Raw genomic sequence first — 25356 nt, forward strand, 5'->3', positions numbered from 1 at the left:
GATGTCTCCTCCACAGCTGCTGCGGGTGCGATGATGGCCCCCGGCCTCACAGGGACCATGCTGTCATGATCAGTTTGGTCGGGGGCACTTCGCAGCAGGCCGGCCGGGAGTTCGGGAGGACAGCTCGTGTTCTGGGTGATCGTGGTCGCCATGGCCGTGGTGGTCGGCGGCGCCGCGCTGGTGGCGCTCGGCGGGGGCGGCTCGATGCCGGAGGCGGTGCAGGACCGCCTCGCGGCCCGGCTGCCGCAGGACCGTCCGCTGAGCAAGGCGGACGTCGACGACCTGCGGCTGCCGATGGCCGTCCGCGGCTACCGGATGGACGAGGTCGACGACGTCCTGGACCGCCTCGGCGCCGAACTCGCCTACCGCGACTCGCGGATCGCCGAACTGGAGGCCGCCGGCCACCTGCGCGGCGCGGTCGAGGCGACCGACGGCCCGGACGCCGGCGCCGAACCGCTGCCCGGCCTGGAGGAGTTCGCGAAGGTGGTCGAGCCGGCCGTCGCGCTCACCAAGGAGCGGCCCGAGCAGGAGCGGCCCGAGGACGCGAAACCGGTGAACGACCGGTGACCGCCCTCACCGAGGGCGCGGTGCTCGGCGCGGACGGCCTGCGCCGCTGCGCCTGGGGCGAGTCGACCGACGACTACCGGGCCTACCACGACACCGAGTGGGGCCGTCCGGTGCACGGCGACGACGCCCTGTTCGAGCGGGTCTGCCTGGAGGCGTTCCAGTCCGGGCTGTCCTGGCTGACCATCCTGCGCCGCCGGGAGGGCTTCCGGGCCGCGTTCGCCGGCTTCGGGATCGCCGAGGTCGCCGAGTTCGGCGAGGCGGACGTGGAGCGGCTGCTCGCCGACACCGGCATCATCCGCAACCGGGCCAAGATCCAGGCCGCCATCGCCAACGCCCGGGTCGCCCGCGACCTGGACGGCGGGCTGGACGCGCTGATCTGGCAGTTCGCCGGAGCCCCGGACCGGCCGGCCCCCCGCACGACGGGGGAGGTGCCGGCCGTCACGCCCGAGTCGACCGCGCTCGCGAAGGCCCTGAAGAAGGAGGGCTTCCGCTTCGTCGGCCCGACCACCGCCTACGCCCTGATGCAGGCCTGCGGCCTGGTCGACGACCACCTGGCGGACTGCCACGTCCGCACCGCGCGCCCGGTCTGACCGGTCGGGCAGGAAACCCTGGGACCCGCCCTAGCGGCCCAGGTACTGCGGCTTCTCCTTGGCGATGAAGGCGCGGACCGCGATCCGGTGGTCCTCGCTCTCGCCGGCCAGGGTCTGCAGCTCGTCCTCCTTGTCGAGCAGTTCGTCCAGCGAGTGCGAGGCGCCGTACGCCAGCGACTCCTTGATGGCGCCGTAGGCCACCGTGGGGCCCGCGGCCAGCTCCTGGGCGAAGGCCCGCGCGGTGGCGGTGAGCTCCCCGGCCGGCACCACCCTGGTGGCCAGGCCCAGCTCCAGCGCCTCGGCGGCCTTGACCGTCCGGGGCAGCATCAGCAGCTCGGTGGCCCTGGCGTGCCCGACCAGCCGCGGCAGCGTCCAGGAGGCGCCCGAATCGGCGGTCAGGGCGATCCCGGCGAAGGCGGTGTTGAAGCCGGCCCGGTCGGAGAGGACCCGGAAGTCGCAGGCGAAGGCCAGCGAGGCGCCCGCGCCGGCCGCCACCCCGCCGACCGCGGCGACGGTCGGCTTGCGCATCCCGGCCAGCGCCCGCACCAGCGGGTTGTAGTGCTCGGCGACGGTGCGCAGCGCGCCCTCGCCGGTCTCGTCGGCCCGCTTCAGCATCGTCAGGTGCTCGTTCAGGTCCTGCCCGACGCAGAACGCGCGCTCGCCGGCCCCGGTCAGCAGCACCGCCCGCGCCGCCGGGTCCGCGGCCGCGGCGGCCACGGCGTCCCGCAGTGCGGTCTTGGTCGCTACGTCGAGGGCGTTCATCGCCTCCGGGCGGTTGATGGTGATGACGGCCAGGCCGCCGTCCAGCTCGTACAGCACGGAATCGGACATGGGCGAGGGCTCCCCGGTGGTCGGCTCGGTGTCGGTCGAGTGCCAGGATGCCGGAGCGGACGGCCGGGTGGGGAGTGTGAGGTATCGCACCTTTCGACGGCCCGCGCACCGCCGCCACGCCGGGGCTTATGACGGCAATTGCGGCGCTTGGGGGCGGTCCGGCCGATGTTGCACCGAGAGTGATGTTGGTCATCAGCCCGTGGCATGCGGGATAATGGCTTCCGATCAATGCGTTCGATACCGGCGGTGGACGGACTGCCGGTGCGTAGCTGAGCGGTTGCAGGAAGGGGAACGAGCATGGCGGCCATGAAGCCGCGGACGGGTGACGGCCCGCTCGAAGTCACCAAAGAGGGACGGGGCATCATCATGCGCGTTCCGCTCGAAGGCGGCGGACGCCTTGTGGTGGAGCTCACACCTGACGAGGCCGACGCCCTCGGCGAGGCCCTGAAGAAGGCCTGCGGCTGACCGCAGCGGGTGCTCGTCATCTCCTGGAGATGTGCTGCCGGGCCCGGGTACGACGTCATGTCGGCCCGGGCCCCGCGGCGTTTGGGGCCCTGCGGCGTTCAAGGGCCCGGCGCGTCAGGCGCCCGGCGGCCGCGGCCTGAGGCGGCGGGACCGCCACCTGACGGTCCCGCTGCCTGACGGCCCTGCCGCTCGACGGTCCTACCGCTTGATGGCGCAGAGCAGCCCGTCCGAGACCGGCAGCAGCGCCGGCAGCAGCGCCTCGCTCTCCCGGACGTCCCGGACCAGGTCGCGCACCGCGCCCGTCTGGGGGTCCTGCAGCTCCGGCTCGGCCAGCCGGCCCTCCTGGAACACCCCCTCGAAGCAGACCATCCCGCCCGGCCGCAGCAGCCGCAGCGACTCCAGCAGGTACTCCCGGGACTCGGCCGGGTCGCCGTCGCAGAACACCAGGTCGTACTGGCCGTCGGCGAGCCGGGGCAGCACCTCCAGCGCCCGGCCCGGTATGAACCGCGAGCGGTTGGCCGCGAATCCGGCCGCGTGGTACGCCTCGCGGGCCAGCTGCTGGCGCACCGGTTCGGAGTCCACCGTGGTGAGCACGCCGTCCGGCCGCATGCCGCGCAGCAGGTAGACCCCGGAGACGCCCGTCCCGGTGCCGATCTCGGCCACCGCCTTGGCGTCCAGTGCCGCGGCCAGCAGCCGCAGGCACGCCCCGCCGCTGGGCCCGATCGCCCGTATCCCGGTGCGCGCGGACTGCGCCCGGGCGTAGGTCAGCACCGCGTCCTCGCCGACGTAGGTGTCGGCGAGGGCCACACGCTCGGGCCCGAACTCGCTGATGGCTGCCTCTTTCGGAGCCCCGGGTTACGGCCCGGTGCCGAGGGAAGTCGATATTTCCTGGCACAGATTACTGGCCGACCGGGAACCGCGTACGGCGGCGGGCCGTTGTCACGAAGGACCGGGTACGGGAGACCTCCCGGGCACTTTTATCCGGGCTTGACGGGTGAGGTGGATATGGTGGTGGCCCTGCTGGGCAGAAGAGCCGACCGAGGAGGTGTGGCCGAGGGCGACGTCCCCGTGCGGCGGCACTCCCGCTGCACCGCGTCGGCCCGTACGCCGAAGCCCGTGATGAACCAGCCTGCGCACTCCGACCTGGACCAGCCCGCCGCCGCAACGCCGGCCGCCGGTACCACCGAGGCCCCCGCCCTCGCGACCTTCACCGAGGGCCCCGACGCGCAGACCTGGACTCCGCCCTCCTGGGAGGAGATCGTCGAGGCGCACAGCGCCCGGGTCTACCGCCTCGCGTACCGCCTGACGGGAAACCAGCACGACGCCGAGGACCTCACCCAGGAGGTCTTCGTCCGGGTGTTCCGTTCGCTGTCCACCTACACCCCCGGCACGTTCGAGGGCTGGCTGCACCGGATCACCACCAACCTGTTCCTGGACATGGTCCGCCGCCGCCAGCGCATCCGCTTCGACGCGCTCGGCGAGGACGCGGCCGAGCGGCTCGCCTCCCGCGAGCCCAGCCCGGCCCAGCACTTCAGCGACACCCACTTCGACGCCGACGTGCAGCACGCCCTGGACACCCTCGCCCCGGAGTTCCGCGCCGCCGTGGTGCTCTGCGACATCGAGGGACTGTCCTACGAGGAGATCGCCGCCACGCTGGGCGTCAAGCTCGGCACCGTCCGCAGCCGCATCCACCGCGGCCGCTCGCACCTGCGCGCCGCGCTCAAGCACCGTGCCCCCGGCTCGGCCCCCGGGCGCGAGCGCCGCGGCGGCTCGGAGGAGCCGGTGCCGGTCGGCGCCGCCGTCGAGGGCGCGCTCGCGCCGGGTGCGCGCGGACGGAGGCGATCGTGAGCGGAACCGGCCGGTCCGGGCCGGGCCAGCCGGACCCGTCCGGCCGGTCGGCGGCCAGGCGGGGCTGGGCCCTGCCCGGCCGCCGCGGCGGCGACGAACCGGGCGAGCCCGTCCTGCCCGCGCTCCCGCTGCCGGGCGAGACGGCGCTGCGCGCGGTGCCGGTGCGCCCCGCCGAGCCGGCCGCCGAGGAGCACCACCTCGGTGAACGCCTCTCCGCGTTCCTGGACGGCGAACTCGGCCACGACTCGCGCGATCGCGTCCAGGCCCACCTGGCGACCTGCCCGCAGTGCCTCGCCGAGGTCGACGCGGGCCGGGCCGTCAAGCACCTGCTGACCCGCACCGGCACCCCCGGGCCGTCCTCCGGCCTGATGGCCCGGCTGATGGCCGTCGGGGCCCTGCCGGCGGACGATCCGGCGGACGCCGACTGGCCCGTCGGGCGCGGCAGCCGCGGTGACGACGACGACCTGCCCGGCGGCGGGGTCGCGGCCGGCGGCACGCTCGGCGGCAGCCGGCTCACCGGCGGCTCCTTCGGCCGCGGCGCCGGCGCCTCCTTCGGCACGGGCGCGCTCGGCGCCGACACCCCGGTGCCCGGGGTCGACCCGCGGGCGTTCGGGCGCGGCGGCGCGGTGCTGCGGCCCCTGATGGGCCGGCGCAACGGCCGCCCCGAGGCCGCGGCCCGCCCCGAGAGCCCCGCCCGGCCCCGCCCGGCCGCCGCCTCCGTACGCTCCGCCGCGCCGCGCGGGCGCCGCTTCGTCTTCGCCGCCGCGGGCGCCTTCTCGGTCGCCGCGGTCACGCTCGGCGGGGTCGGCGGCCTCAGCGCGCAGAGCGAGGACCAGCACGGCAACCCGGTCAGCACGGTCGGCAACAGCGGCGGCACGGGCCGCGGCGGGGGCCTGGTCCCGATGACCGCGCAGATCCCGGTGGACTTCCCGGCCCACCCCGTCGCCGCGACCCGCGACGCGACGCCGCCGCCGGCCGCGGAGCGCAACTCGGGCGGCCTGCCCGCACTGCGCCAGCAGACCCGCTAGGCCCTGTCCGGGCCTGGAGCGCCGCTCGCGCCCCGGTCGCGACCATCTCGGCCATCGGCAGGTCTTTACCACGGCTTCATCGCAGCGTGGACCATGGACCCGCCGATGGCCATTACCCTGTAGGGACCGTCGTCCGACGAGCTAGGGAGCTTAGGTGTTCAGCGATGTAGGCGGGCTGGAGATCCTGACCCTGGCCGTGATGGCGATCATCATCTTCGGCCCCGACAAGCTCCCGAAGCTGATCCAGGACACCATGGGCTTCATCCGGAAGGTCCGTTCCTTCGCCGACAACGCGAAGGAGGACATCCGCAGCGAGCTGGGCCCCGAGTTCAAGGACTTCGAGTTCGAGGACCTGAACCCCAAGACCTTCGTCCGCAAGCAGCTCCTGGGCGACGAAGAGGACCCGCTGGGCCTCAAGGAGATGAAGGACTCGCTCGACATCCGCTCCGTCCTGGACGACAAGCCGGCGGCGCCGGTGAACGGCCGCAACGGCAGCGTCAGCTTCGAGAAGGCCGCCGCCCCGGTGGCGGCCTCCACCGGGGCGCCGTTGCAGCCCGGCGAGCGGCCCCCGTTCGACCCCGACGCGACCTGACCGGCCCCCGGTCACGCCCCGTACGACCACGCCACCGCCCCGCCCGGCCGCCCGGCTGAGCGGGGCGGCGGCGTGTGCGCCGCTATTGTGCTGATTGTTCCCGCTGAGCCGTCCGTCACATTCCGCGCTGTCGCGGACCAGGAACGGCTCCCGGGAACGCCGCGGTACGCCACGATGGGAGCGCGCCACGGCAGGCAAACGTGTGTTTGAGGAGGCCCGGGGATGGACGCGACGAGTCAGGCGGTGGGGACGACGGCCACGGCCGGCGGACCGGTGGTCGGCGGACAGGCCGGCCCGGCGGACCCGCTGGTGCCCTACCTGTCCGCCGACTTCCCCTGGTACGGCCTGGACGACGGCTGGACCGGCCGCCGCTACCTGATGCAGGCCGGCGCCGGAGGCCCCCGGGCCGGGGCGCCCGGCAGCGTCGACTACGGCAGCCTCGGCCACGGCGAGGAGCCGGCCAGGCAGTACGAGCCGCGCGACATGCGCAGGTTCGCGGTCGTGGTCACGGTGGCCCGCCGGGACAGCCGCCGCAGCGCCGACAACACCGGCACCCTGGAGGCGACCTCCGCCTCCTCCGCCGCCTGGCTGGCCGGCTCGGGCCTGCTCGCCTCGACCTGGCCCGGCCAGCTCGACCGCGCGCTGCGCCAGGACTGGCTGGACCAGCAGAGCACCCTCGCGTGGGACCTCGCCGACGACCTGGCCGGCCCCGGCTGGTCCACCCTCAGCCTCCCGGTGAACGGCCTGCCGCAGCCCTTCCGCTACCGCGAGTCCGAGTACGGCTGGGTGCTCGCCGGCGAGGCCCCCGGCGTCCTGCTCGGTGCCTACGGCCGCGGCGTCAGCGCCTACGGCGCCGGCTTCGCCACCGCCCCCGACCTGACCGCCTACACCCGCCCGTAGGGCGCGAGGACGCCGAGCACGCCGAAGGGGCCGGGTGGTCGAACCACCCGGCCCCTTCGGCGACGCGTCGTCAGAACTTGTTCTTCGGGGTCAGCCCGAGGGAGAGCCCGGAGAGGCCGCGCTGGCGGCCGCCGAGCTTGCCGGCGACGGCGCGCAGGGCGGCGCCGGCCGGGGAGTCGGGGGCGGCGAGCACGACCGGGCGGCCGTCGTCGCCGCCCTCGCGCAGGCGCACGTCGATCGGGATCGAGCCGAGCACCGGGACGGTCGCGCCGACGGTGCGGGTGAGCGCGTCCGCGACGGTCTGGCCGCCGCCGGTGCCGAAGACGTCGATCATCTCGTCGCAGTGCGGGCACGGCATGCCGGACATGTTCTCGATCACGCCGACGATCTTCTGGTGGGTCTGCACCGCGATGGTGCCGGCCCGCTCGGCCACCTCGGCGGCGGCCATCTGCGGGGTGGTGACGATCAGGATCTCCGCGTTGGGGACCAGCTGGGCCACCGAGATCGCGATGTCGCCGGTGCCGGGCGGCAGGTCCAGCAGCAGGACGTCCAGGTCGCCCCAGTAGACGTCGGCGAGGAACTGCTGGAGCGCGCGGTGCAGCATCGGGCCGCGCCAGACCACCGGGGCGTTGCCCGGGGTGAACATGCCGATCGAGATGACCTTCACGCCGTGCGACTGCGGCGGCATGATCATGTCCTGGACCTGGGTGGGCCGGCCCTCGACGCCGAGCATGCGGGGCACGCTGTGGCCGTAGATGTCGGCGTCCACGACGGCGACCTTCAGGCCGTCGGCGGCCATCGCGGCGGCCAGGTTGACCGTGACGGAGGACTTGCCGACGCCGCCCTTGCCGGAGGCGACGGCGTAGACCCGGGTCAGCGTGCCCGGCTTGGCGAACGGGATCTCCCGCTCGGGGGCGCCGCCGCGCAGCAGCTGGGAGAGCTCCTTGCGCTGCTCGTCGCTCATCACGTCGAGCTCGACCTCGACGCCGGTCACACCGGGCACGCGGCCGACCGCTTCGCGGACCCGGGTGACGATGGTGTCGCGCATCGGGCAGCCGGAGACGGTCAGGTAGACCGCGACGCGCACCGCGCCGTCCTCGGCGATCCCGACCGATTTCACCATGCCGATCTCGGTGATCGGGCGGTTGATCTCCGGGTCGTTGACGGTCGCCAGCGCCTGGCGTACGGACTCCTCCGTGACGCCGGCCGCGACCTCTGTCTCGTTGGCCATGCCTTGATGGTACGGCGCTCGGGGGATCCCCTAACCCGCCGGTAGCGTGCCGCCGGTCACAGCGTCCCGGAGGGCTCCCGGCGTTCCTCGATCTCCTTGAGCAGGGACTGGAGTTCGGAGCGGATACTGCCCAGCTCCGAGGCGATGAAGGCCCTGGTGGCGACCTCGCCGAGACCGTGCCGCAGGGCCGCGACCTCGCGGGTCAGGTACTCGGTGTCCGCGATGTTGCGGTCGCTGCGGGCCCGGTCCTGCTCCATGTTGACCCGGTCCCGGTTGTCCTGGCGGTTCTGCGCGAGCAGGATCAGCGGGGCCGCGTAGGAGGCCTGGAGGGACAGCACCAGGGTGAGGAAGATGAAGGGGTAGCTGTCGAAGCGCACGTTGTCCGGCAGCAGGGTGTTCCAGGCCACCCAGATGATGATCACCACCGTCATCCAGACGATGAAGCGGCCGGTGCCCAGGAACCGCGCGATCCGTTCGGAGAGCTTGCCGAACGCCTCCGGGTCGTAGGCGGGCAGCGAGATCAGCCCGGGCCGGGCGGTGCGGGGCTGGTCGAGCCGGGTGCGGGCCGGGCCGGCCACGGAGATCTCGGCGCGCCGCTCCCGGCCGCCCTCCCGGCCGCGCAGTTCGCGCAGCTGGCGCAGTTCCCGCAGTTCGCTCTGGATGCGTTGGCGGGGGGACTCGTCCCGCCGCCCCTTGCGGTCAGCGTCCACCGTGCACCTCTTCCCTCGTGCCGTCCGTGTCGTCCGTGTCGTCGTGGCCGTGCAGGACGGACTCGCGCCAGTCCTCCGGCAGCAGGTGGTCGAGCACGTCGTCGACGGTCACCGCGCCGAGCAGGTGGTCGGCCTCGTCGACGACCGGCGCGGACACCAGGTTGTAGGTCGCCAGATAGCTGGTGATCAGCGACAGCGGGGTGTCCGGCGGCAGCGGGTCCAGGTCGTCGTCGACCAGCGAGCCGACCAGCACGTACGGCGGCTCGCGCAGCAGCCGCTGGAAGTGCACGGTGCCCAGGTACTTGCCGGTCGGGGTCTCGTTCGGCGGCCGGCAGACGTACACCTGCGCGGCGAGCGCGGGCTTGTGGTCGGAGACCCGGATGCGGGCGAGCGCCTCGGCCACGGTCGCGTCCGGCTCCAGCACGACCGGCTCGGTGGTCATCAGACCGCCGGCGGTGTTCTCCTCGTACGACAGCAGGCGGCGGACGGGCTCGGCCTCCTCCGGCTCCATCAGCTGGAGCAGCCGCTCGGCCTCGTCGGCGGGCAGTTCGGAGAGCAGGTCGGCGGCGTCGTCCGGGTCCATCGCCTCCAGGACGTCGGCGGCGCGTTCGCCCTTGAGCTTGCCGATGATCTCGACCTGGTCGTCCTCGGGCAGCTCCTCCAGGACGTCGGCGAGCCGCTCGTCGTCGAGCGCGGCGGCCACCTCGGCGCGGCGCTTGGCGGACAGGTGGTGCATGACGCTGGCGAGGTCGGCGGCGCGCAGCTGGTCGAAGGTGGCGAGCAGGTTGGCGGCGCCCTGGTCCTGCTCGGGCAGCGTGAAGCCGGTGACGTCCTGCCAGTCCAGGGTGAGCCGCTCGCCCTTGCCCTTGCGCAGCCGGCCGGCCCGGCCGACCTGGACGAAGACCTTGCTGATCTCCCACTCGCGTATCCGGGTCTGCACCATCCCGACGTCCAGCACGGTGACGTCCTCACCGGTCTTGGACCAGGTGACGGTGCGGTCCAGCAGCTCGGCGAGCACCAGGGTCTCGGACGGGCGCTGCTCGAAGCGCCGCAGGTTGATCACGCCGGTGGCGAGCACCTGGCCGGACTCCAGGCTGGTCACCCGGGTCATCGGCAGGAAGATCCGGCGCCGGCCGACCACCTCGACCACCAGACCCAGGACCCGCGGCGGGCGGCCGCCGAGCCGCAGCGAGACGACGACGTCACGGACCCGGCCGACCTGGTCGCCGTTCGGGTCGAAGACGGCGAGGGCGGAGAGGTGGGAGATGAAGACCCGGGTACCTGGCCCTGCCATGAACTCCCTCGACTCGTTCGACGCCGTGCCGGGTACGCCGGGGCGCACCTGCGGGCAAGGCTACCCGCGTGTCGCGAGCCCGGCCCGACGAGGCACGGTACACAGCCGAGGAGTCCCGGGCGTGAATCTTTAGCGGCGCTTGAACAGCAGTTTGGGCAGACCGGCCGGGACGGGGCGGCGGGTGGTGGCCGCGGTGGGCATCGGCTGGGCGGCGTGCGAGCCGTCCGGCATCGCGCCCGGACGCTCGGTCAGCGCACCGGCGGGCTCCAGGCGCAGCACCCGGCACTCGCGGGCCCAGCGGTCGGTGATGGTGTCGGTGTCGGGCGCGTTCAGCCGCTTGCCCTTGAGCTCCTCGACGGCGCCCAGCCAGGCCTCGCCGCCCGGGGCCAGCTCCGAGACCCGGGCGCTCCAGCCGGTCAGCCGGCCGCCCTTGTCCTTGCTGCGGACGGTCACCACCGCGCCGGCTCCGGCGGTCAGGCCGTGCAGCGGCTGCTCGCCGCCCTCGCCGACCACCACCACGGCGCCGTCGTGCCAGGCGTGCCAGAGCGGGCGGGCCTGCTCCTGGCCGTCCGCGCGGACCCAGAGGAGGCCGGACTTCTTCGCGGCCTCCTCCAGCAGGGCCTGGTCGAGGAAGTCGTCGGCGGTCGCGGCGGCGGGCGTACGGTCCATGGCGCCCAGCGTACGACCTCCGCCGTCCACGAGTTGTCTCAACCGTCGGGCGACAGTTCCATCGGCTAGCCACGGGCCTTACCGTAGGAGCGCCCAGCCCCGGCCTGGTCCAGCCCGGCCCGGTCCAGCCCCAGCCCGGTTCAGCCCGGCCCGGTTCAGTCCGGCCCCCGCCTCGCCCCAGCCCACGTGACCAGCAGAGGAGCGCCGTGCCCGCCGCCCGGCCCGCGACCGCACCCGCACCAGCCGCCACCGCCACCGAGCCGGCGCACCCGCTCCCCACCGCCGACCTGCTGCTGCTCGCCGTCTCCATCGCCGGCATCTCGCTGTCCGGCCCGCTGATCAGCGCCACCGCCGCGCCCGCGCTGGCGATCGCGTTCTGGCGCAACGTCATGTCGGTCGGCGTCCTCGGCCCGTACGCGCTGCTGCGCCACCGCGCCGAACTGCGCGGGATCGGCCGGCGGGCGCTGCTGCTCGCGATCGCGGCGGGCGTACTGCTCGCCGTGCACTTCGCGCTCTGGATGCCCAGCCTGCGGATGACCTCGGTGGCCTCGGCGACCGCCCTGGTCACCACCACCCCGCTGTGGACCATCCTGCTGATGCGACTGCTCGGCGTCCGCGCCCCCCGGATGGTCTGGCTCGGTACGGGCGTGGCCTTCGCCGGCGTGCTGGTGCTGACCGGCGTCGACCTCTCGCTCTCCCCGCGCGCGCTGCTCGGCGACGCGCTCGCCCTCGGCGCGGGCCTGGCCGCCGCCGGGTACATGCTGCTGGGCGCGGAGGTCCGCAAGACCGTCAGCACCACCGCGTACACGCTGGTCTGCTACGCCACCACCGCGGTGGGCCTGCTGGCGATCTGCCTGGTCGCGGGGACGCCGCTGGCCGGCTGGCCGGCCGGGGTGTGGTGGCAGATCGTGCTGCTGATGGTCGCCGCCCAACTGCTCGGCCACTCGCTGAGCAACCGCGTGGTGCGCAGCCTCGGCCCGTCGATCACCTCCACCGCGATCCTGCTGGAGACGCCGGGCGCGACCCTGATCGCCGCCCTCTGGCTCGGCCAGTGGCCCCCGGTGGCGGCGTATCCGGCGGTGGTGCTGATCCTGGTGGGCCTGGTCCTGGTCGCCCGTGGCGGCCGGCGGTAGTGGCTACAGCCAGCCGTTGCGGCGAAAGCCCCGGTACATCCCGACGCAGATCAGCATGATGGCGCCGAGCACCATCGGATAGCCGTACTTGTGGTGCAGCTCGGGCATGTACTCGAAGTTCATGCCGTACACGCCGGTGATCATGGTGGGCACGGCGAAGATCGCCGCCCAGGCGGTGATCTTGCGCATGTCCTCGTTCTGCGCCACCGAGACCTGCGCCAGGTTGGCCTGGAGCAGCGAGTTCAGCAGTTCGTCGAAGCCGTGCACCTGCTCGGTGACCCGGGCCAGGTGGTCGGCGACGTCCCGGAAGTACTTCTGGATGTCCGGGTCGACGAGGCGCTGCAGCGGCTCGGACAACTGCTGCATCGGGCGCAGCAGCGGCACCACGGCCCGCTTGAACTCCAGTACCTCGCGCTTGAGTTGGTACACCCGGCCGACGTCGGCGCTGCGCCCGCCCTTGGCCGAGAAGACGCCGTACTCGATCTCGTCCACGTCGTTCTGCAGCCGCTCGGAGACCAGCAGGTAGTTGTCCACGACGTGGTCGGCGATCGCGTGCAGCACCGCGGACGGGCCCTTGGCGAGCAGTCCGGACTCGTCCGCGTCGGCCTCCAGCCGGTGCCGCAGCTCCTGCAGCGAGCCGTGGCCGCCGTGCCGGACGGTGATCACGAAGTCCCGCCCGGCGAAGACCATCAGCTCGCCGGTCTCCACCACCTCGCTGGTCGGGGTGAGCTGGTCGTGCTCGACGTAGCGGATGGTCTTGAAAACGGCGAACAGCACGTCGTCGTAGCGCTCGACCTTGGGCCGCTGGTGCGCGTGCACCGCGTCCTCGACCGCGAGCGGGTGCAGGCCGAAGCGCTGGGCGATGCCCTCGAACTCGGCCTCGGTCGGCTCGTGCAGCCCGATCCAGCTGAACGAGCCCTCCCCGTCCGGGAGTTGGTGCGCGGCCTTGATCCGGCGGGCGGCCTCGCGGGGGCTGCAGGTCTCGCCGTGGCGCTTGCCGTGCTGGTACACCGCGCAGTCGACGACCGCCGAGCCGGCGCCCGCCGGGACGGCGTCGTACGCGCCGACCGCGGAGCGGCGGCGGTTGGTGCGGACGGCGGCGCGCAGGCTGTTGATCATCGACATGGCAGGCTCCCTGGAACAGGAGCCGCCGCACAGCGGCGTAGGGGTCCCCCCGGTCGGAAGGCGGGGGAGGAGCGGGCGGCCGTGGTGCGACGGCGAAGAACACCGGTGAAGGGGGGTGAGGGTGCTCTCCCGGCCGGTTCGTCCGCGTCCGGCCTGCCCGGGCTACCTCGGCTGGTTCAGCCGGTTCAGCCTGCGTGGCGAGGGGTACGGGGAAGTCGGGGCCGGGTAGAGCTGCCGGTACTGCATGGTCGGCCGGTATCCACCGCAACCACCTCCTTCGTGCCGCCGCCCCGGGAACCTGAGGATTTCCGGTGGCCAGTCGCTCACCCTAACATCTGACCGACCATCGGCGCCCCGGGCTTTCCCGAGGCTTTGCCCGGGCCGCCCGCACACGGCCGGCCCGCCCCCGGGGGTTACGCTCACCGGCATGGCGCACGACTTCCCGCTCTTCGGCGAACCCCACGGCGGCAGCTCCCCGGCGCTCTCCCGGGAGGCGGTGCTGGCCGCCGTCGAGGCCCGGCTGATCACCACCTTCGGCGAGCCGAGCGGCCGCGCCGCGGTCACCTTCCTCGGCACCGACCGGATCGAGGTGCTGCGCTTCGGCCCGGACGCCGACGGCCTGGTCCGGTACGCGACGCTCGGCATGGCCGCCGCGCCGATGGCCGACCCGACCGCACCGGTGGCCGACCAACTGCGCGGCCCGCGCGCCGAACTGGTGCTGACCGTCCGCGGCGGGCGCGACAGCGTGCTGCGCAGCCTGGCCACCCTGGCCGCGACCCCGCAGGTCGAGGGACTGGTGGTGGCCCCCGGCGGCTCGCTGGACCTCGGCGCCCCGCTGTGGGACGGCGCGCCGTTCACCTCGGTGCTGGCCGCCGAGCCGGGCGGCCTGGTGCCGGACCTGGAGCTGGACGAGCCGGCCGACCCGGTCCGCTTCCTGCCGCTGCTGCCGATGACGCCCAACGAGGCCGGCTGGAAGCGGGTGCACGGCGCGGCCGCGCTCCAGGAGCGCTGGCTGGACCAGGGTGCCGACCTGCGCGACCCGGACCGCCGCGGTGTCCGGCTGGACTGACCGGGGCTCAGGCCGCGGGCCTCCCGTCCTGGCCCCGCGCTCCCGCCGCGCCCCCGCACCCCGGCGTGCGGCCCTCAGCCGCCGATCGGCTTCGCGCCGGTGGCCTGCGCCAGCAGCGCCTCGTACACCGCGGGATCGGTGGTGTGCTCGCCGAGCCGGACGGTCTTGCGGCTGCCGTGGTAGTCGCTGGAGCCGGTGACCAGCAGCCCCAGTTCGCCGGCCAGGCCGCGCAGCCGCACCCGGGTCTCCTCGTCGTGGTCGGTGTGGTCGACCTCCAGCGCCGCCAGCCCGGCCGCCGCGAGGTCGGCGATCACCTGGTCCGGGACGGTCCGCCCGCGCTTGACCGCGCCGGGGTGGGCGAACACCGGCACCCCGCCGGCGGCCCGGACCAGCCGGACCGCCTCGATCGGGTCGGTCTCGTGCTTGCGGACGTCTGCCCGGGCGCCGTTGGCCAGCCACTCGGCGGTGAAGGCGTCCGAGACGGTGGCCACCACGCCCGCCTCGACCAGCGCGCTGGCGATGTGCGGGCGCCCGACCGAGCCGGCCCCGGCGATCCGCTGCACCTGCTCCCAGCTGATGTCCGCGCCGAGTTCGCGGCAACGCTCGACGACCGCCCGCCCGCGCCGGAACCGGTCGGTGCGCACCAGCTCCCGCTCGCGCGCGAACTCCGGCTCGTCCGGGTCGAACAGGTACGCCAGCAGGTGCATGCTGACGCCGCCCACCACGCAGGACAGTTCGGCGCCCGGGACGACGGTCAGCCGGCTGCCGTCCGGCAGCGCACGCACCGCCCCGGCGGCCTCGGCGTGGCCCGCGACGGTGTCGTGGTCGGTGAGCGCCACGACGTCGAGGCCCGCGGCCACGGCCGCCGCGACCAGTTCGGCCGGGCTGTCGGTGCCGTCGGAGGCGTTGCTGTGGGCGTGCAGGTCGATGCGCACGGGGCGGACTCCTGGGGGCTCGGGGTGCCGCCCAGGATAGGACAGGGCGCCAGGCCCCGGCCGGACGGGACTTATCCCAGCAGGCGGGGGGAGAGGGCCCCGCAGGGGAGCAGGTCCAGTTCGGCGCCGGCCTCGCGCAGGTCGGTGAGGACGAGTTCGTCGTACATCACCAGGGCGGACTGCTCGGGCCAGGCGACCGCCCAGAGCCAGAGGCCGCGGGCCTCGCCGGCGAACACCGCGCGGTCGGCCGGGGCGTCCGGGATGTGGAACATCGGGGTGGGCCGGCCGGCGGCCAGCAGCTTGGCGTCGGCGGGCTTGTAGAGGCCGACGGAGTCGCCCGGATCGGGTCCGGGCATCCCGGCGTAGCGGGCGCCGAGGCCGACCCCCAGCTCCTCGGCGACGAGCACCAGCTCGCCGAAGCCGCCGAGCGGGGCCGGTCCGGAGCAGGCGACGGCGGTGGCCCGGGCGCCGGAGACGTCGTCGCCGACGTGGGCGATGCCGGTGTAGAGCCAGCCGACCGGGAGCGGCCAGGGCAGCCAGACGGGGACCTGCGAGCGGGCGACGGCGACGCCCAGGGCTTCGACGCTCGGTGGCAGCACGGGCTGCATCGGGTGCACGGCTCCGTGCCGGTCGCACTGCCAGGTGTCTGAGAACAGACCGGGGGCGCGGACCCGACCGGCGCACCTCGGGCAGCTTGGCTCGCCCCTCATAGGCGACAACGCTCCTCCCTCCGGACCGCCGCGTCAAGGACGATCACCCGTACGGAGGGCTCGGCGGCACCTGTCGGTGGCGGGGCCCGTTCGGCGCGGGGTGGGGCGGCGCGGCACGGGCGGTTCCCGTTGGGGGATGTCCCGTGGCGGGCGGCGGCAAACGTCGACGGGCGCAGGGCCCGGACACACTGACGCCCCGTCATCGGCGATCGCGGTGACAGGGCGTCAGTCGGGTATCGGAACGTCCGGATCGGACGCTCCCGGCTCGTCGGCGGCGGGTGAGGACTCCCGGTCGGAGGCGCCGCGCGTGGTCAGACGGTCGGGCACGGGCGGATGAGCAGGCGCTCACCGGTGCGGGCGGCGGCCTGGACGAACTCGCGGACGGTCTCGGCGTCGGCTATCAGGCGGTCGGCGGCGGAGCCGTTGGCGTCGTCCAGTCGAACGATCTCGAAGCGCATGGTCTTCGTCATGGGCGTCTCCTGTTCCTGCCCCGTCGGTCGGGGCGATTGAGGCTGGGTGGATACCAGCCCTTGAGGGGTCCTACGGGTCCGGCGGTGCGGCCGGATCGCTCGGTTCGTACGTGCGGCGGTCTGCTGCGGCAAGGGCTCCCCCTGCTTGCCCGGTGCGTCTGGTGCCTCGTGAACCACGGTGACGTGGTGGTGCTTCCGGGTCGTTGCCCGCCCGTGAAGTCCAGGTTTCGGCTGATTCGCGCCGACGCGGAGGCCGGCGATGATTCCCGGACAGAATCAAAGATTACCGTAACTAACGACTTTTGTCCTGTGTTGAAGACGGTCGAACTTCGAGAAGTGGTTCAGACCACTCTCCGGATCGGCCCGGTTCAGGCCCAGAACGCGGCCAGCGCCCCGGCCGTGGCGGCCGGGCGTTCGGCGTTGGGGGAGTGGCCGGCGTCCTCGACGACCACCCGGCGGGCCCCCAGGCGCTCCGCCATCCGGGTCTGCTCCGGCACCGGCCAGGCGTAGTCCCGCACCCCGGACAGCACCAGCACCGGCAGGCCGGCGGTGGCGGCGGCCAGTTCGGCCACCCGGTCCGGCGCGGCGACCAGATGACCACCGGTGACGCTCAGCGACAGCGGCACGTTGGCCAGCCAGCGGCGGTGCAGGAACTCCGCGACGGCCGGCTCCGGGCGCTGCTTCTGGTCCCCGCTGCCCTCCTCCATCTGCCGCATGACCTGCCAGATCTCCTCCAGGCTCATGACCGGCAGCACGTCCAGCAGCAGCTTGGTGCGGGCCGCCTCGGCCGGATCGATCGCGCCCGGGCCGGTGGACATCAGGGTCAGCGAGCGCCACGGCGACGGGCCGTCCGCGGCTGCGGCCAGCACCGCCTCCCGGACCACCTGGCCGCCGAAGGAGTGCCCCAGCAGGTGCGGCGGCCCGCCGCCGCCGTCGGCGGCCACGGCCTCGGTGAGCGCCCGGACGTCCGCGCCGAGCGCCTCGACGGCGTACGCGGCCGGGTCGTCCGGGCCGCCGGTCTCGTACTGGCCGCGCTGGTCGACGGCGGTCACCCGGTAGCCGGCCGCCGCCAGCGGCTCCAGCAGGGCGATGAAGTCCTCCTTGCTGCCGGTGAAGCCCGGCACCAGCAGTGCCGAGCCGCGCACCGGCCCGTCCGGATCGGCCCGCAGCGCGGCGAACCCGCCGCGGCTGGTCGACAGCCGCAGCGCGCGGGCGCAGCGGGGAAGGGTGAGGAACGGCGGCGTGCTCATGGGCTGCTCTCCTGCGGGCGACTGGCCGGTAACCCCGACCCTATCCAGCCTGCGCCGGAACGCCGGAACGCCGGAACGCCGGAACGCCGGAACGCCGGAACGCCGGAACGCCGGAGGGGGCGGGCCGGACCACCAGGGGCCCGGCCCGCCCCCTCCGGGGCGGGGTGCGTCAGCTCTCCGGGGTGGCCTCCGGCGCGGCGGCGGCCTTGCGGGCCCGGGTGCGCTTGCGCGGGGCCGGGACCTCGGTCGCGGCGTCGGCGGCCGCAGCCTCCGGAGCCGCCGGGGCGGTCGCGGCCTCGGCCTTCTTGCGGGTGCGCGTCCGGGTGGCCGGCTTCTCCGCGACGGCGGCCTCGGCGGCCGGTGCCTCGGCCGGGGCCTCGACGGCCTCCGCCTTCGGCTTGCGGGTGCGCGTCCGGGTGGCCGGCTTCTTCGCGACGGCGGTCTCGACGGCGGTCTCGACGACGGCCTCGGCGGCCGGCGCCTCGACGACGGCCTCGACGGCCTCCGCCTTCGGCTTGCGGGTGCGCGTCCGGGTGCGGGCGGCCGGCTTCTCCTCGACGGCGGCCTCGACGGCGGCCTCGACGACGGCCTCGGCGGCGGCCACGACGGCCACCGCGGCCGGAACCTCGGCCGGGGCCTCGGCGACCGGAGCCGCCGCGGCCGCCTCGGTCACCGCGACGGCCTCGGCCACCACAGCGGCCTCGCCGGCGGCGGCGCCGCGCGAACGGCGGCGACGGCGGCGCGGGGCCGCCTCGCCCTCGGTGCCCTCGACGGCCGGGGCCGCGGCGGCCTCGACGACGCTCCCGGCCTCGCCCTCGGCGACCGTGGAGCCCCCGCGGGTGCGGCGGCGCTCACGGGTGCGGCGCGGCTTCTCCTCGGTCGCCACGGCGGCCTCGGGGGCGCCGGTGCGGCCGGAGCCGCTGCGCGGGCCCTTGGCCCGGGCGGTGCGCGCACCGCGCCCGCCGGTCTCGCCGAGGTCCTCGACCTCCTCCGCGCCGAGCCCGGCCCGGGTCCGCTCCGAACGCGGCAGCACACCCTTGGTGCCCGGCGCGATCTTCAGCAGCTCGTACAGGTGCGGCGAGGTGGAGTAGGTCTCCTCCGGGTCGTTGAAGGTCAGCTCCAGCGCCTTGTTGATCAGCTGCCAGCGCGGGATGTCGTCCCAGTCGACCAGGGTGACGGCGGTGCCCGAGGCGCCGGCCCGGCCGGTGCGGCCGATCCGGTGCAGGTAGGTCTTCTCGTCCTCGGGGCACTGGTAGTTGACCACGTGCGTGACGCCCTCGACGTCGATGCCGCGGGCGGCGACGTCGGTGCAGACCAGCACGTCGACCTTGCCGTTGCGGAACGCGCGCAGCGCCTGCTCGCGGGCGCCCTGGCCGAGGTCGCCGTGGACGGCGCCGGCCGCGAAGCCGCGCTGGGTCAGCTGGTCGGCGACGTCGGCGGCGGTGCGCTTGGTCCGGCAGAAGATCATCGCCAGTCCGCGGCCGTCGGCCTGGAGGATGCGCGAGACGAGCTCGACCTTGTCCAGCGAGTGCGCGCGGAAGATGTGCTGCTCGATGTTGGCGACGGTGGTGCCGGTGTCGTCCGGGGCGGCGGCCCGGATGTGGGTGGGCTGGCTCATGTACCGGCGGGCGAGGCTGATGACCTGACCCGGCATGGTGGCCGAGAACAGCAGGGTCTGCCGCTTGGCCGGCAGCATGGTGATGATCTTCTCGACGTCCGGCAGGAAGCCGAGGTCGAGCATCTCGTCGGCCTCGTCCAGGACCAGCGAGCGGACCTTGGACAGGTTCAGCTTCTTCTGCCCGGCCAGGTCCAGCAGGCGGCCCGGGGTGCCGACCACGATGTCGACGCCCTTGGCGAGCGCCTCGACCTGCGGCTCGTACGCGCGGCCGCCGTAGACGGCCAGGACGCGCACGTCGCGGACCTTGCCGGCGGTCTGCAGGTCGTTGGTGACCTGCGTGCAGAGCTCGCGGGTCGGGACGACGATGAGCGCCTGCGGGCCGTCGGAGAGCTGCTCCTCGGTCGCCCGGCCGGCGTCCACGTCGGCGCGCACGATGCAGCGCTCGATCAGCGGGAGGCCGAAGCCGAGGGTCTTGCCGGTGCCGGTCTTGGCCTGGCCGATGACGTCGTGGCCGGTCAGCGCGACCGGGAGGGTCATCTCCTGGATGGGGAAGGGGTGGACGATGCCGACGGACTCGAGCGCCTCGGCGGTCTCCGGGAGGATTCCCAGATCCCGGAACGTCGTCTTGATGGGTTCAGCGGTGGTGGACAGGGTGCTGCCTCTTCCGTGTGAAAGGGGCCGAGAGCGAGCGGCGGGCGGGCAGCCGCACGGCTGCGTACGGGCCTGGCGGCCCTGATGCAGCTGAGCGGACGCACAACCGCGCCGGTCCCTGCGGCCGGCCGGTGCGCGCTGCCCTGTGCGGGGCGCGTCGCCGGCGGCGTCGGGGAGGATTCCCATGAGGGACCTGCGCGGGACCTTCGCCAGGGGGCGCGGTCTCGGCGGCCCTCGCTCGGCCACTGATGCGGTGCCAAGGCTTGAAGTCCAAGCCATGGTCGGAGCCGATCGGCTCTCCGACCGGGCATCCGCGTACGTGAGTACCCGTGGCTCCGGTGCGGACACGTCCGGATGGACGGTGCCGCTTCGGAGCGGGCTTGCGCGGGACACCGAGACGGCGGTGACACCGTGCGAACACGACGGGGCTCCGTACCACCATACAGTCAGGCGACGACTCGAACACGTGACGCGTCTGACATTGCCCCTGCCGACCCGGGCCGGAAGCAGTGTTCCGGCCGGTCACCCGGGCGACCGGCCGACGGTCGGCCAGGGTGGGTCCCCCGGGTCGGCGGGACTAAGGTGGCGGGTCATGGAGACCCATGGTGAGACGCAGGACGCCGCGGCCGGCTCGATCGGGGACTGGGCCGCGTGCTCGGCCGACCCCGGCTACCGGGCGGCGGTGCTGGATCTGCTCGGCGCACTCGCCTACGGCGAGCTGAGCGCCTTCGAGCGGCTCGCCGAGGACGCCAAGCTGGCGCCGGACCTCGCCGACAAGGCGGCCCTGGCCCGGATGGCCTCCGCCGAGTTCCAGCACTACCAGCGCCTGCACGACCGGCTCGCCGAGATCGGCGCCGACCCGCAGGAGGCGATGCGCCCGTTCGTCGAGCCGCTGGAGCTGTTCCACCGGATGACCGCGCCCTCGGACTGGCTGGAGGGCCTGGTCAAGGCCTACGTCGGCGACGCCATCGCGACCGACTTCTACCGCGAGGTCGCCGTCCGGCTCGACGACGACACCCGCGACCTGGTGCTCGGCGTCATGTCCGACACCGGCCACGCCCAGTTCGCGGTGGACAAGGTGCGCCAGGCCATCGAGGCCGACCCGCGCTCCGGCGGCCGGCTCGCGCTGTGGGGCCGACGGCTGATGGGCGAGGCGCTCAGCCAGGCCCAGCGGGTGGTCGCCGAGCGGGACGCGCTGTCCAACCTGCTGGTCGGCGGCGTCCAGGTGCAGGGCTTCGACCTGGTCGAGGTCGGCAAGATGTTCAACCGGATCACCGAGGCGCACACCCGGCGGATGGCCGCCCTGGGCCTGGCCAGCTAGGGCCTGTCCGGCCCCAGGCGTCAGGCCGGCCGGTGGCGCCGCGTGCGGTGGACACCGGCCCGGTGCGGGTGGTGCCGGTGCGCCGGGGCCCGCCCGGCGGCGAGGTCCGGCCGGGCCAGCGTCGTGGTCAGCACCGCCGAGGCCAGCGCGGCGGCCGCGATCGACACCGCCGGGTAGCGCCCGTCCAGGCAGAAGTGCGCCACCGTCCCGCCGAGCAGCGCCGTCGCCAGGGCGGTGCCCAGGGTCAGGGTGCGGGCCGCCCGGAAGTACGCGGGCCGCGCCAGCAGTGCGGCCAGGCCCGCGGCCAGGCCGACGAGGGCGAAGGCGATCGACTCGACCAGCAAAACTGCCTCCCCGGGGACGGGCGCGCGGCGCCGGCGGCCGCACTGTCGCCGTACCCCGGCCGACCCGGCCGTACACGCAACGGTGCCCCGCTCCCTGGGGGAGCGGGGCACCGGGTGAGCAGCTCGGACGACGCCTCAGGCGGTGCCGAAGCCGACCTTGCGGGCGGCCTGCTCGCCGATCTCCACGTACGCCAGGCGCTCGGCCGGGACGATGACGCGGCGGCCGTGCTCGTCGGTCAGCGCGAAGAGCTTCTCCGAACCCTCCAGCGCCTTGGCGATCGCGCTCTGGATCTCATCGGCACTCTGCGTGCTCTCGATCACGATCTCGCGCGGCGTGTTCTGCACGCCGATCTTGACCTCCACGGCTTCCGTCCCTCCGGGGTTGCAGCCTCCACGCGCGGACACCCCGACCGCCTGGGACAAGCGTTCGCGACGACCGCGCCGTACGGCTTCACCATAGAGCACGGGATCACCGCGGCGGCGAAGCTCGGTGGATCACCCCTGCTAGAGGGCCTCCCCGCCCTCTGAAACGGGGTGCATCGGGAAGCCCTTCAGCCCGCGCCAGGCCAGGCTGGCGACCAGCCGCACCGCCTCGTCGCGGGGGATGTCCAGGCCCTGCGACAGCCAGTACCGGGCGGTGATCTGGGCCAGGCCGCAGACCCCGGCGGCGAGCAGCTTGGACTCCGCCTCGGGCAGGTCGGTGTCCTCCTGGATCACCTTGCTGACCAGCGTCGCGCTCGCCTCGGAGGCCCGCTCGACCCGCTCGCGCACGGCCGGCTCGTTGGTCAGGTCCGACTCGAAGACCAGGCGGAACGCGCCGGACTCGCTGGAGACGTAGTTGAAGTACGCCTCCATCGTCGCGGCCACCCGGAGCTTGTTGTCGGTGGTCGTCGACAGTGCGTCGCGGGTCGACTCGACCAGGGCGTCGCAGTGCTTGTCCAGCAGTGCCAGGTACAGCTCCAGCTTCCCGGGGAAGTGCTGGTACAGCACCGGCTTGCTGACCCCGGCGCGGTCGGCGATGTCGTCCATGGCGGCCGCGTGGTAACCCTGCGCGACGAACACCTCCTGGGCGGCACCGAGCAGTTGTTCACGGCGGGCGCTTCGCGGCAGGCGGGCACCGCGCGGGCGCTCCTGCGCCTCCTGGATGGCCGTCACGGCGCTCCTCACTTCGGTTGTTCGGGGCTGGCAAGAGGGCCGATTCTACTTTTCGGTAACCGCTTCCGCGTTCGGCGGGAGTGAGAAAAGGACCTCGGCCTCCTTGTCAGGAGCCCACAATACGGCGCTGACCTCGGCGTCGGCAGGGGTGTGACAGGGGCCGGAACGGCCGTCCCGACCGCCGGAATCCGAACCTCGTGACGCACCGCACCGGCGGTGTCACCGAGCGCGGAGCACGGGCCGGGCATCGCGGACCCGGGACCCCTCGCGGCGGCGAACAAGGTCACTCCCATCGTCCGTCATGAGCGGGGAGGTCGGCGACCGGCGCCCGGTCGCGCGGACCGCCCGGTAACGGCCCGGTTCGGGGCGAGGTCACGCTCGTTCACTCGTTCAGGTGGCAACCAGGCATGTGACCGATGGATTGCCCGGGCCCGGTCCTACCTTTCTGCTGTCGGACCGAACAGGTGTGGGGGAGGCCGCGGACGCCGGGGAAATCCGGGGGCGGCCGCACCCAGGGGGCCGGCGGGTCGGGCCCGGCCCGCCGGAACGGGCGTGCGCCCGGGGGAACGGATCGCGGGAGGGGCGCGACCGGACCGTCGGGCCGGACGGCCGCACCACCGCTCGGTGGTGCCCTGCCCCGGGGGAGCGTCGCGGTGTCGTACCCGGCCGACCGGACTCCTCGCCCCCGGACCGTCCCCGCCGCCGTGCGGGGCCGCCCCGGTGACCACTCAAGCCGCTCAAGCCATCCGTCGATCCCGCCCGCCCGTGATCCGCCCGCCCGTGATCCGCTCTGCCCTGGAGGTCTCCCGTGCGCATCGCCCTGCTCACCGAGGGTGCCCGCCCACATTCCCGGCGCGGCGCCGGAGGCTGGTGCGACCGGCTGGCCGCGGGCCTGCCGGAGCACGAGTTCGGGCTGTACCTGCTGACCGGCCAAGGCGGCCAGGCCGGCCAGGGCGCCGCCGAGCGGCCGTCCCCCGCCTGGCACGGGGCACGCGAGCTGGCGCTGTGGGGGCGCCGGCCGGGCGGCCGGGTGCCCGGCGCGCTGCGCAGACGCCAGTACGCCCGGGCGTACGAGGACCTGGTCAGAGCCCTGGTGCTGCCGGGGGAGCGGGCCGGCTTCGGGGCCGGGCTGTACCGGCTGGCCGTCCTCGCCCGGGAGGACGGCACGCTGCCCGCCTTCCTCGCCTCCGCGCACGCCCGGCGCACCCTGGAGCGGGTCTGGCGGCTGCCGGGCGCGGAGACCTCGGCCGGGCAGCCGCTGGTCCGCGACGTGCTGGTCGCGGCGGACCTGCTGGAGCAGTGCCTGCGGCCGCTGTCCGCGCCCTGGTACGGCACCGGGCCCGACGGCCTCGGCGGTGCCGACCTGTGCCACGTGGTCGGCGGCGGCCCCGCGGCGCTGCCCGCACTCGTCGCCCGGTACCTGCACGGGGTGCCGTTCGTGGTCACCGAGCACGGCCTGCACCTGCGCGAGCAGTACCTGGGCTACCGCGAGGCACCGTACCGGTGGCCGGTCCGGGCGCTGCTGCTGGCGTACTTCCGGGCGCTCACCGAGGAGACCTACCGGCAGGCGGCCGTCCTGACCCCCGGCAGCGCCCACGACCAGCAGTGGCAGCGCCGCTGCGGGGCCGACCCGGCGCGCACCCGGGTGGTGTACGAGGGGACGCCCGCGGTGGTCCGCCCGGCGGCCGGGCCCGAGCCCGCCGCGCCGACCCTGGTGTGGGCGGGCGCGCTGGAGCCGGGGCGGGACACCGAACTGATGCTGCACGCCTTCGCGCAGGTGCACGCCGACCTGCCGCGCGCCCGGCTGGTGATCCACGGCGAGGAGGCCGCGCCCGGCTACCGGGCGCACTGCGCGGCGCTGGCCGAGCGGCTCGGACTGGCCGCGGCGGTGGACTTCGCCGGGCGGCCCGGCTCGCTCGCCGAGGTCTGGGAGGGCGGCACGCTGGCCGTCTTCTCCGCGCTGTCCCAGCGCAGCCCCCGGCTGCTCGCGGACGCGATGCTCAGCGGCCGGGCGGTGGTGTCCACCGACGTCGGGGTGGCCCGCGAGGTGGTCGGGCCGACCGGGCTGCTGGTGCCCGCCCGGGACCCGCGCGCGCTGGCCGGCGCCTGCCTGGCGCTGCTGCGCGACGAGGAGCGGCGCGCCCGGCTCGGGCTGGCCGGGCGGCTGCGGGCGCAGGAACGCTTCGCCGTGGAGCCGGTGATCGGCGCCTTCCGGGAGATCTACCTGGAGCTGGTCTCGCAGTACCCGGCCTTCCCCGGCGGCGGGGCCGGCGGCGCGGCGGGGGAGCCGCCGCGCCCGTTCGCCCGGCCCGCCGAGTACTGGCTCGCCGACGGCCGCCGCGCGCCGGACGGCCCGGACGGCCAGGGCGCCCCGGACACGGCGGACGGCCCCGACGGCCGCCACGGCGCCGGGCCGGCCGGGTCCGAGCGGTCGGAGGACGAGGGCGGCGACGCCGGCGCGCAAGAGCGCCCCGGCGCCCTCGCGGAGGCCGTCTGATGGCGGGCGGCGCGGCGCCGGGCGGCCCCGGGAGCCCGGTGGGGGATCCGGTGCGAGAGGTGATGGCCGAGCACCGGGCGCTGTGCGAGCGGGCCGTCGACCCGCTGGAGATCGCCGCCGGACTGGAGGAGGCCGGGCTCGGCCCGCAGGCCGCCGCGCGCTGCCGGCACGCCGACCTGTTCTCGCTCGCCGAGGAGCTGTACGCGCGGGTGCCCCGCCGCCCGCCCCCGTCGGAGCCGCCGCCGGGCCGGGAGTGCGCCGCCGCGACCCGGGCGACGCTGACCGCCGCCGCGCTGGCCGCGCTGCCCTGCGCGGCCGTGGTCGCGCTCGGCGCCCGCTGGCCGGTGCTGCTG

At 74.7% G+C, this 25356-nt stretch carries 26 protein-coding genes and 1 pseudogene; 12 read left to right on the forward strand and 15 right to left on the reverse strand.

Annotated elements, in window-relative coordinates; translation table 11 throughout:
- Positions 1-126 precede the first annotated feature (126 nt).
- Together ACFVX9_RS35020 and ACFVX9_RS35025 are read left to right on the forward strand one after the other, a co-directional pair.
- Complete coding sequence (locus ACFVX9_RS35020; protein ID WP_063347936.1) at positions 127-567, forward strand: DivIVA domain-containing protein; 441 nt, start codon at positions 127-129, stop codon at positions 565-567.
- Positions 564-1157, forward strand: coding sequence for a DNA-3-methyladenine glycosylase I (locus ACFVX9_RS35025; RefSeq protein ID WP_380378439.1), 594 nt, complete (start codon positions 564-566; stop codon positions 1155-1157). Before ACFVX9_RS35020 ends, ACFVX9_RS35025 begins: the two co-directional genes overlap by 4 nt.
- A 30-nt stretch (positions 1158-1187) precedes the next feature.
- Here ACFVX9_RS35025 and ACFVX9_RS35030 read toward each other — a convergent pair whose 3' ends face one another.
- Positions 1188-1988 (reverse strand): enoyl-CoA hydratase-related protein, encoded by an 801-nt coding sequence (locus tag ACFVX9_RS35030; protein ID WP_387985782.1) that lies wholly within the window; start codon positions 1986-1988, stop codon positions 1188-1190.
- Positions 1989-2285: 297 nt separating this feature from the next.
- Between ACFVX9_RS35030 and ACFVX9_RS35035 the strand changes: the two genes are divergently transcribed.
- Positions 2286-2453, forward strand: coding sequence for a DUF3117 domain-containing protein (locus tag ACFVX9_RS35035; protein WP_014137929.1), 168 nt, complete (start codon positions 2286-2288; stop codon positions 2451-2453).
- Positions 2454-2651: 198 nt separating this feature from the next.
- On the opposite strand, the gene ACFVX9_RS35040 is transcribed toward ACFVX9_RS35035, so the two are convergent.
- The gene (locus ACFVX9_RS35040) at positions 2652-3260 is read right to left on the reverse strand and encodes an O-methyltransferase (RefSeq protein WP_244293377.1); all 609 of its coding nucleotides are present in this window, start codon (positions 3258-3260) and stop codon (positions 2652-2654) included.
- A 312-nt stretch (positions 3261-3572) separates the two neighbouring features.
- Between ACFVX9_RS35040 and sigE the strand changes: the two genes are divergently transcribed.
- From sigE to ACFVX9_RS35060, 4 genes are all read left to right on the forward strand, one after another.
- Positions 3573-4301, forward strand: coding sequence for an RNA polymerase sigma factor SigE (sigE, locus tag ACFVX9_RS35045; RefSeq protein WP_371522687.1), 729 nt, complete (start codon positions 3573-3575; stop codon positions 4299-4301).
- Positions 4298-5329, forward strand: a complete 1032-nt coding sequence (locus ACFVX9_RS35050) for a zf-HC2 domain-containing protein (protein WP_387985786.1) — start codon at positions 4298-4300, stop codon at positions 5327-5329. The genes sigE and ACFVX9_RS35050 overlap by 4 nt, the downstream gene beginning before the upstream one ends.
- Before the next feature lie 154 nt (positions 5330-5483).
- Positions 5484-5921, forward strand: a complete 438-nt coding sequence (locus tag ACFVX9_RS35055; RefSeq protein ID WP_063347931.1) for a sec-independent translocase — start codon at positions 5484-5486, stop codon at positions 5919-5921.
- A 222-nt stretch (positions 5922-6143) separates the two neighbouring features.
- Positions 6144-6821 carry a hypothetical protein gene (locus ACFVX9_RS35060; protein ID WP_063347930.1) on the forward strand — a complete coding sequence of 226 codons (678 nt, stop codon included), beginning with the start codon at positions 6144-6146 and terminating at the stop codon, positions 6819-6821.
- Between the two features lie 70 nt (positions 6822-6891).
- Here the strand turns inward: ACFVX9_RS35060 and ACFVX9_RS35065 are convergent, their stop codons facing one another.
- The 4 genes from ACFVX9_RS35065 to ACFVX9_RS35080 all read right to left on the reverse strand — a co-directional run bounded on the left by ACFVX9_RS35065 (position 6892) and on the right by ACFVX9_RS35080 (position 10725).
- The gene (locus ACFVX9_RS35065; RefSeq protein ID WP_063347929.1) at positions 6892-8052 is read right to left on the reverse strand and encodes an Mrp/NBP35 family ATP-binding protein; all 1161 of its coding nucleotides are present in this window, start codon (positions 8050-8052) and stop codon (positions 6892-6894) included.
- A gap of 56 nt (positions 8053-8108) precedes the next feature.
- Positions 8109-8702 carry a DUF1003 domain-containing protein gene (locus ACFVX9_RS35070; RefSeq protein WP_380378456.1) on the reverse strand — a complete coding sequence of 198 codons (594 nt, stop codon included), beginning with the start codon at positions 8700-8702 and terminating at the stop codon, positions 8109-8111.
- 49 nt (positions 8703-8751) lie between these two features.
- Positions 8752-10056, reverse strand: a complete 1305-nt coding sequence (locus ACFVX9_RS35075; RefSeq protein ID WP_387985790.1) for a magnesium transporter MgtE N-terminal domain-containing protein — start codon at positions 10054-10056, stop codon at positions 8752-8754.
- Positions 10057-10185: 129 nt separating this feature from the next.
- Positions 10186-10725 carry a hypothetical protein gene (locus ACFVX9_RS35080; protein WP_380378433.1) on the reverse strand — a complete coding sequence of 180 codons (540 nt, stop codon included), beginning with the start codon at positions 10723-10725 and terminating at the stop codon, positions 10186-10188.
- Between the two features lie 206 nt (positions 10726-10931).
- On the opposite strand from ACFVX9_RS35080, the gene ACFVX9_RS35085 reads away from it, so the two are divergent.
- Positions 10932-11858, forward strand: a complete 927-nt coding sequence (locus ACFVX9_RS35085; protein ID WP_387985793.1) for a DMT family transporter — start codon at positions 10932-10934, stop codon at positions 11856-11858.
- A 3-nt stretch (positions 11859-11861) separates the two neighbouring features.
- Here ACFVX9_RS35085 and corA read toward each other — a convergent pair whose 3' ends face one another.
- Positions 11862-12983 (reverse strand): magnesium/cobalt transporter CorA, encoded by a 1122-nt coding sequence (gene corA, locus ACFVX9_RS35090; RefSeq protein ID WP_387985796.1) that lies wholly within the window; start codon positions 12981-12983, stop codon positions 11862-11864.
- A gap of 427 nt (positions 12984-13410) precedes the next feature.
- Between corA and ACFVX9_RS35095 the strand changes: the two genes are divergently transcribed.
- Positions 13411-14052: a suppressor of fused domain protein gene (locus ACFVX9_RS35095; protein WP_079135643.1), complete on the forward strand. Its 642-nt coding sequence runs from the start codon at positions 13411-13413 to the stop codon at positions 14050-14052.
- 74 nt (positions 14053-14126) lie between these two features.
- On the opposite strand, the gene ACFVX9_RS35100 is transcribed toward ACFVX9_RS35095, so the two are convergent.
- From ACFVX9_RS35100 to ACFVX9_RS35120, 5 genes are all read right to left on the reverse strand, one after another.
- The gene (locus tag ACFVX9_RS35100; protein WP_387985800.1) at positions 14127-14987 is read right to left on the reverse strand and encodes a PHP domain-containing protein; all 861 of its coding nucleotides are present in this window, start codon (positions 14985-14987) and stop codon (positions 14127-14129) included.
- A gap of 71 nt (positions 14988-15058) precedes the next feature.
- Positions 15059-15697 (reverse strand): DUF6758 family protein, encoded by a 639-nt coding sequence (locus ACFVX9_RS35105; RefSeq protein ID WP_380378426.1) that lies wholly within the window; start codon positions 15695-15697, stop codon positions 15059-15061.
- A gap of 311 nt (positions 15698-16008) precedes the next feature.
- On the reverse strand, positions 16009-16167 hold the full coding sequence (locus ACFVX9_RS35110) for a hypothetical protein (protein ID WP_159398440.1): 159 nt from the start codon (positions 16165-16167) through the stop codon (positions 16009-16011).
- Positions 16168-16535: 368 nt separating this feature from the next.
- Positions 16536-17417 carry an alpha/beta fold hydrolase gene (locus ACFVX9_RS35115; RefSeq protein WP_387985803.1) on the reverse strand — a complete coding sequence of 294 codons (882 nt, stop codon included), beginning with the start codon at positions 17415-17417 and terminating at the stop codon, positions 16536-16538.
- A gap of 169 nt (positions 17418-17586) precedes the next feature.
- Positions 17587-19572: a DEAD/DEAH box helicase gene (locus ACFVX9_RS35120; RefSeq protein ID WP_387985806.1), complete on the reverse strand. Its 1986-nt coding sequence runs from the start codon at positions 19570-19572 to the stop codon at positions 17587-17589.
- Positions 19573-20278: 706 nt separating this feature from the next.
- Here ACFVX9_RS35120 and ACFVX9_RS35125 point away from each other — a divergent pair.
- Positions 20279-21007 (forward strand): ferritin-like fold-containing protein, encoded by a 729-nt coding sequence (locus tag ACFVX9_RS35125; protein WP_063347921.1) that lies wholly within the window; start codon positions 20279-20281, stop codon positions 21005-21007.
- Positions 21008-21027: 20 nt separating this feature from the next.
- On the opposite strand, the gene ACFVX9_RS35130 is transcribed toward ACFVX9_RS35125, so the two are convergent.
- From ACFVX9_RS35130 to ACFVX9_RS35140, 3 genes are all read right to left on the reverse strand, one after another.
- Positions 21028-21351, reverse strand: coding sequence for a hypothetical protein (locus ACFVX9_RS35130; RefSeq protein WP_380380767.1), 324 nt, complete (start codon positions 21349-21351; stop codon positions 21028-21030).
- Positions 21352-21486: 135 nt separating this feature from the next.
- Complete coding sequence (locus tag ACFVX9_RS35135; RefSeq protein WP_063347919.1) at positions 21487-21714, reverse strand: DUF3107 domain-containing protein; 228 nt, start codon at positions 21712-21714, stop codon at positions 21487-21489.
- A gap of 141 nt (positions 21715-21855) precedes the next feature.
- Positions 21856-22506, reverse strand: coding sequence for a TetR/AcrR family transcriptional regulator (locus tag ACFVX9_RS35140; protein WP_063347918.1), 651 nt, complete (start codon positions 22504-22506; stop codon positions 21856-21858).
- Between the two features lie 808 nt (positions 22507-23314).
- Here ACFVX9_RS35140 and ACFVX9_RS35145 point away from each other — a divergent pair.
- Both ACFVX9_RS35145 and ACFVX9_RS35150 read left to right on the forward strand, forming a co-directional pair.
- Positions 23315-25003, forward strand: a complete 1689-nt coding sequence (locus ACFVX9_RS35145; protein ID WP_387985811.1) for a DUF3492 domain-containing protein — start codon at positions 23315-23317, stop codon at positions 25001-25003.
- 50 nt (positions 25004-25053) lie between these two features.
- A pseudogene (locus ACFVX9_RS35150) lies at positions 25054-25356 on the forward strand (hypothetical protein); the annotation flags it as partial.

Origin of the sequence: Kitasatospora sp. NPDC058243 (assembly GCF_042882025.1) — a bacterium.
Taxonomy (GTDB): Bacteria; Actinomycetota; Actinomycetes; order Streptomycetales; family Streptomycetaceae; genus Kitasatospora.

Coding starts and splice junctions, on each gene's coding strand:
- ACFVX9_RS35030 (WP_387985782.1), bottom strand. CDS start 1,988: ATGTCCGATTCCGTGCTGTACGAGCTGGACGGCGGCCTGGCCGTCATC.
- ACFVX9_RS35035 (WP_014137929.1), top strand. CDS start 2,286: ATGGCGGCCATGAAGCCGCGGACGGGTGACGGCCCGCTCGAAGTCACC.
- sigE (WP_371522687.1), top strand. CDS start 3,573: ATGAACCAGCCTGCGCACTCCGACCTGGACCAGCCCGCCGCCGCAACG.
- ACFVX9_RS35060 (WP_063347930.1), top strand. CDS start 6,144: ATGGACGCGACGAGTCAGGCGGTGGGGACGACGGCCACGGCCGGCGGA.
- ACFVX9_RS35065 (WP_063347929.1), bottom strand. CDS start 8,052: ATGGCCAACGAGACAGAGGTCGCGGCCGGCGTCACGGAGGAGTCCGTA.
- ACFVX9_RS35075 (WP_387985790.1), bottom strand. CDS start 10,056: ATGGCAGGGCCAGGTACCCGGGTCTTCATCTCCCACCTCTCCGCCCTC.
- ACFVX9_RS35080 (WP_380378433.1), bottom strand. CDS start 10,725: ATGGACCGTACGCCCGCCGCCGCGACCGCCGACGACTTCCTCGACCAG.
- corA (WP_387985796.1), bottom strand. CDS start 12,983: ATGTCGATGATCAACAGCCTGCGCGCCGCCGTCCGCACCAACCGCCGC.
- ACFVX9_RS35095 (WP_079135643.1), top strand. CDS start 13,411: ATGGCGCACGACTTCCCGCTCTTCGGCGAACCCCACGGCGGCAGCTCC.
- ACFVX9_RS35105 (WP_380378426.1), bottom strand. CDS start 15,697: ATGAGGGGCGAGCCAAGCTGCCCGAGGTGCGCCGGTCGGGTCCGCGCC.
- ACFVX9_RS35110 (WP_159398440.1), bottom strand. CDS start 16,167: ATGACGAAGACCATGCGCTTCGAGATCGTTCGACTGGACGACGCCAAC.
- ACFVX9_RS35115 (WP_387985803.1), bottom strand. CDS start 17,417: ATGAGCACGCCGCCGTTCCTCACCCTTCCCCGCTGCGCCCGCGCGCTG.
- ACFVX9_RS35120 (WP_387985806.1), bottom strand. CDS start 19,572: ATGACCCTCCCGGTCGCGCTGACCGGCCACGACGTCATCGGCCAGGCC.
- ACFVX9_RS35125 (WP_063347921.1), top strand. CDS start 20,279: ATGGAGACCCATGGTGAGACGCAGGACGCCGCGGCCGGCTCGATCGGG.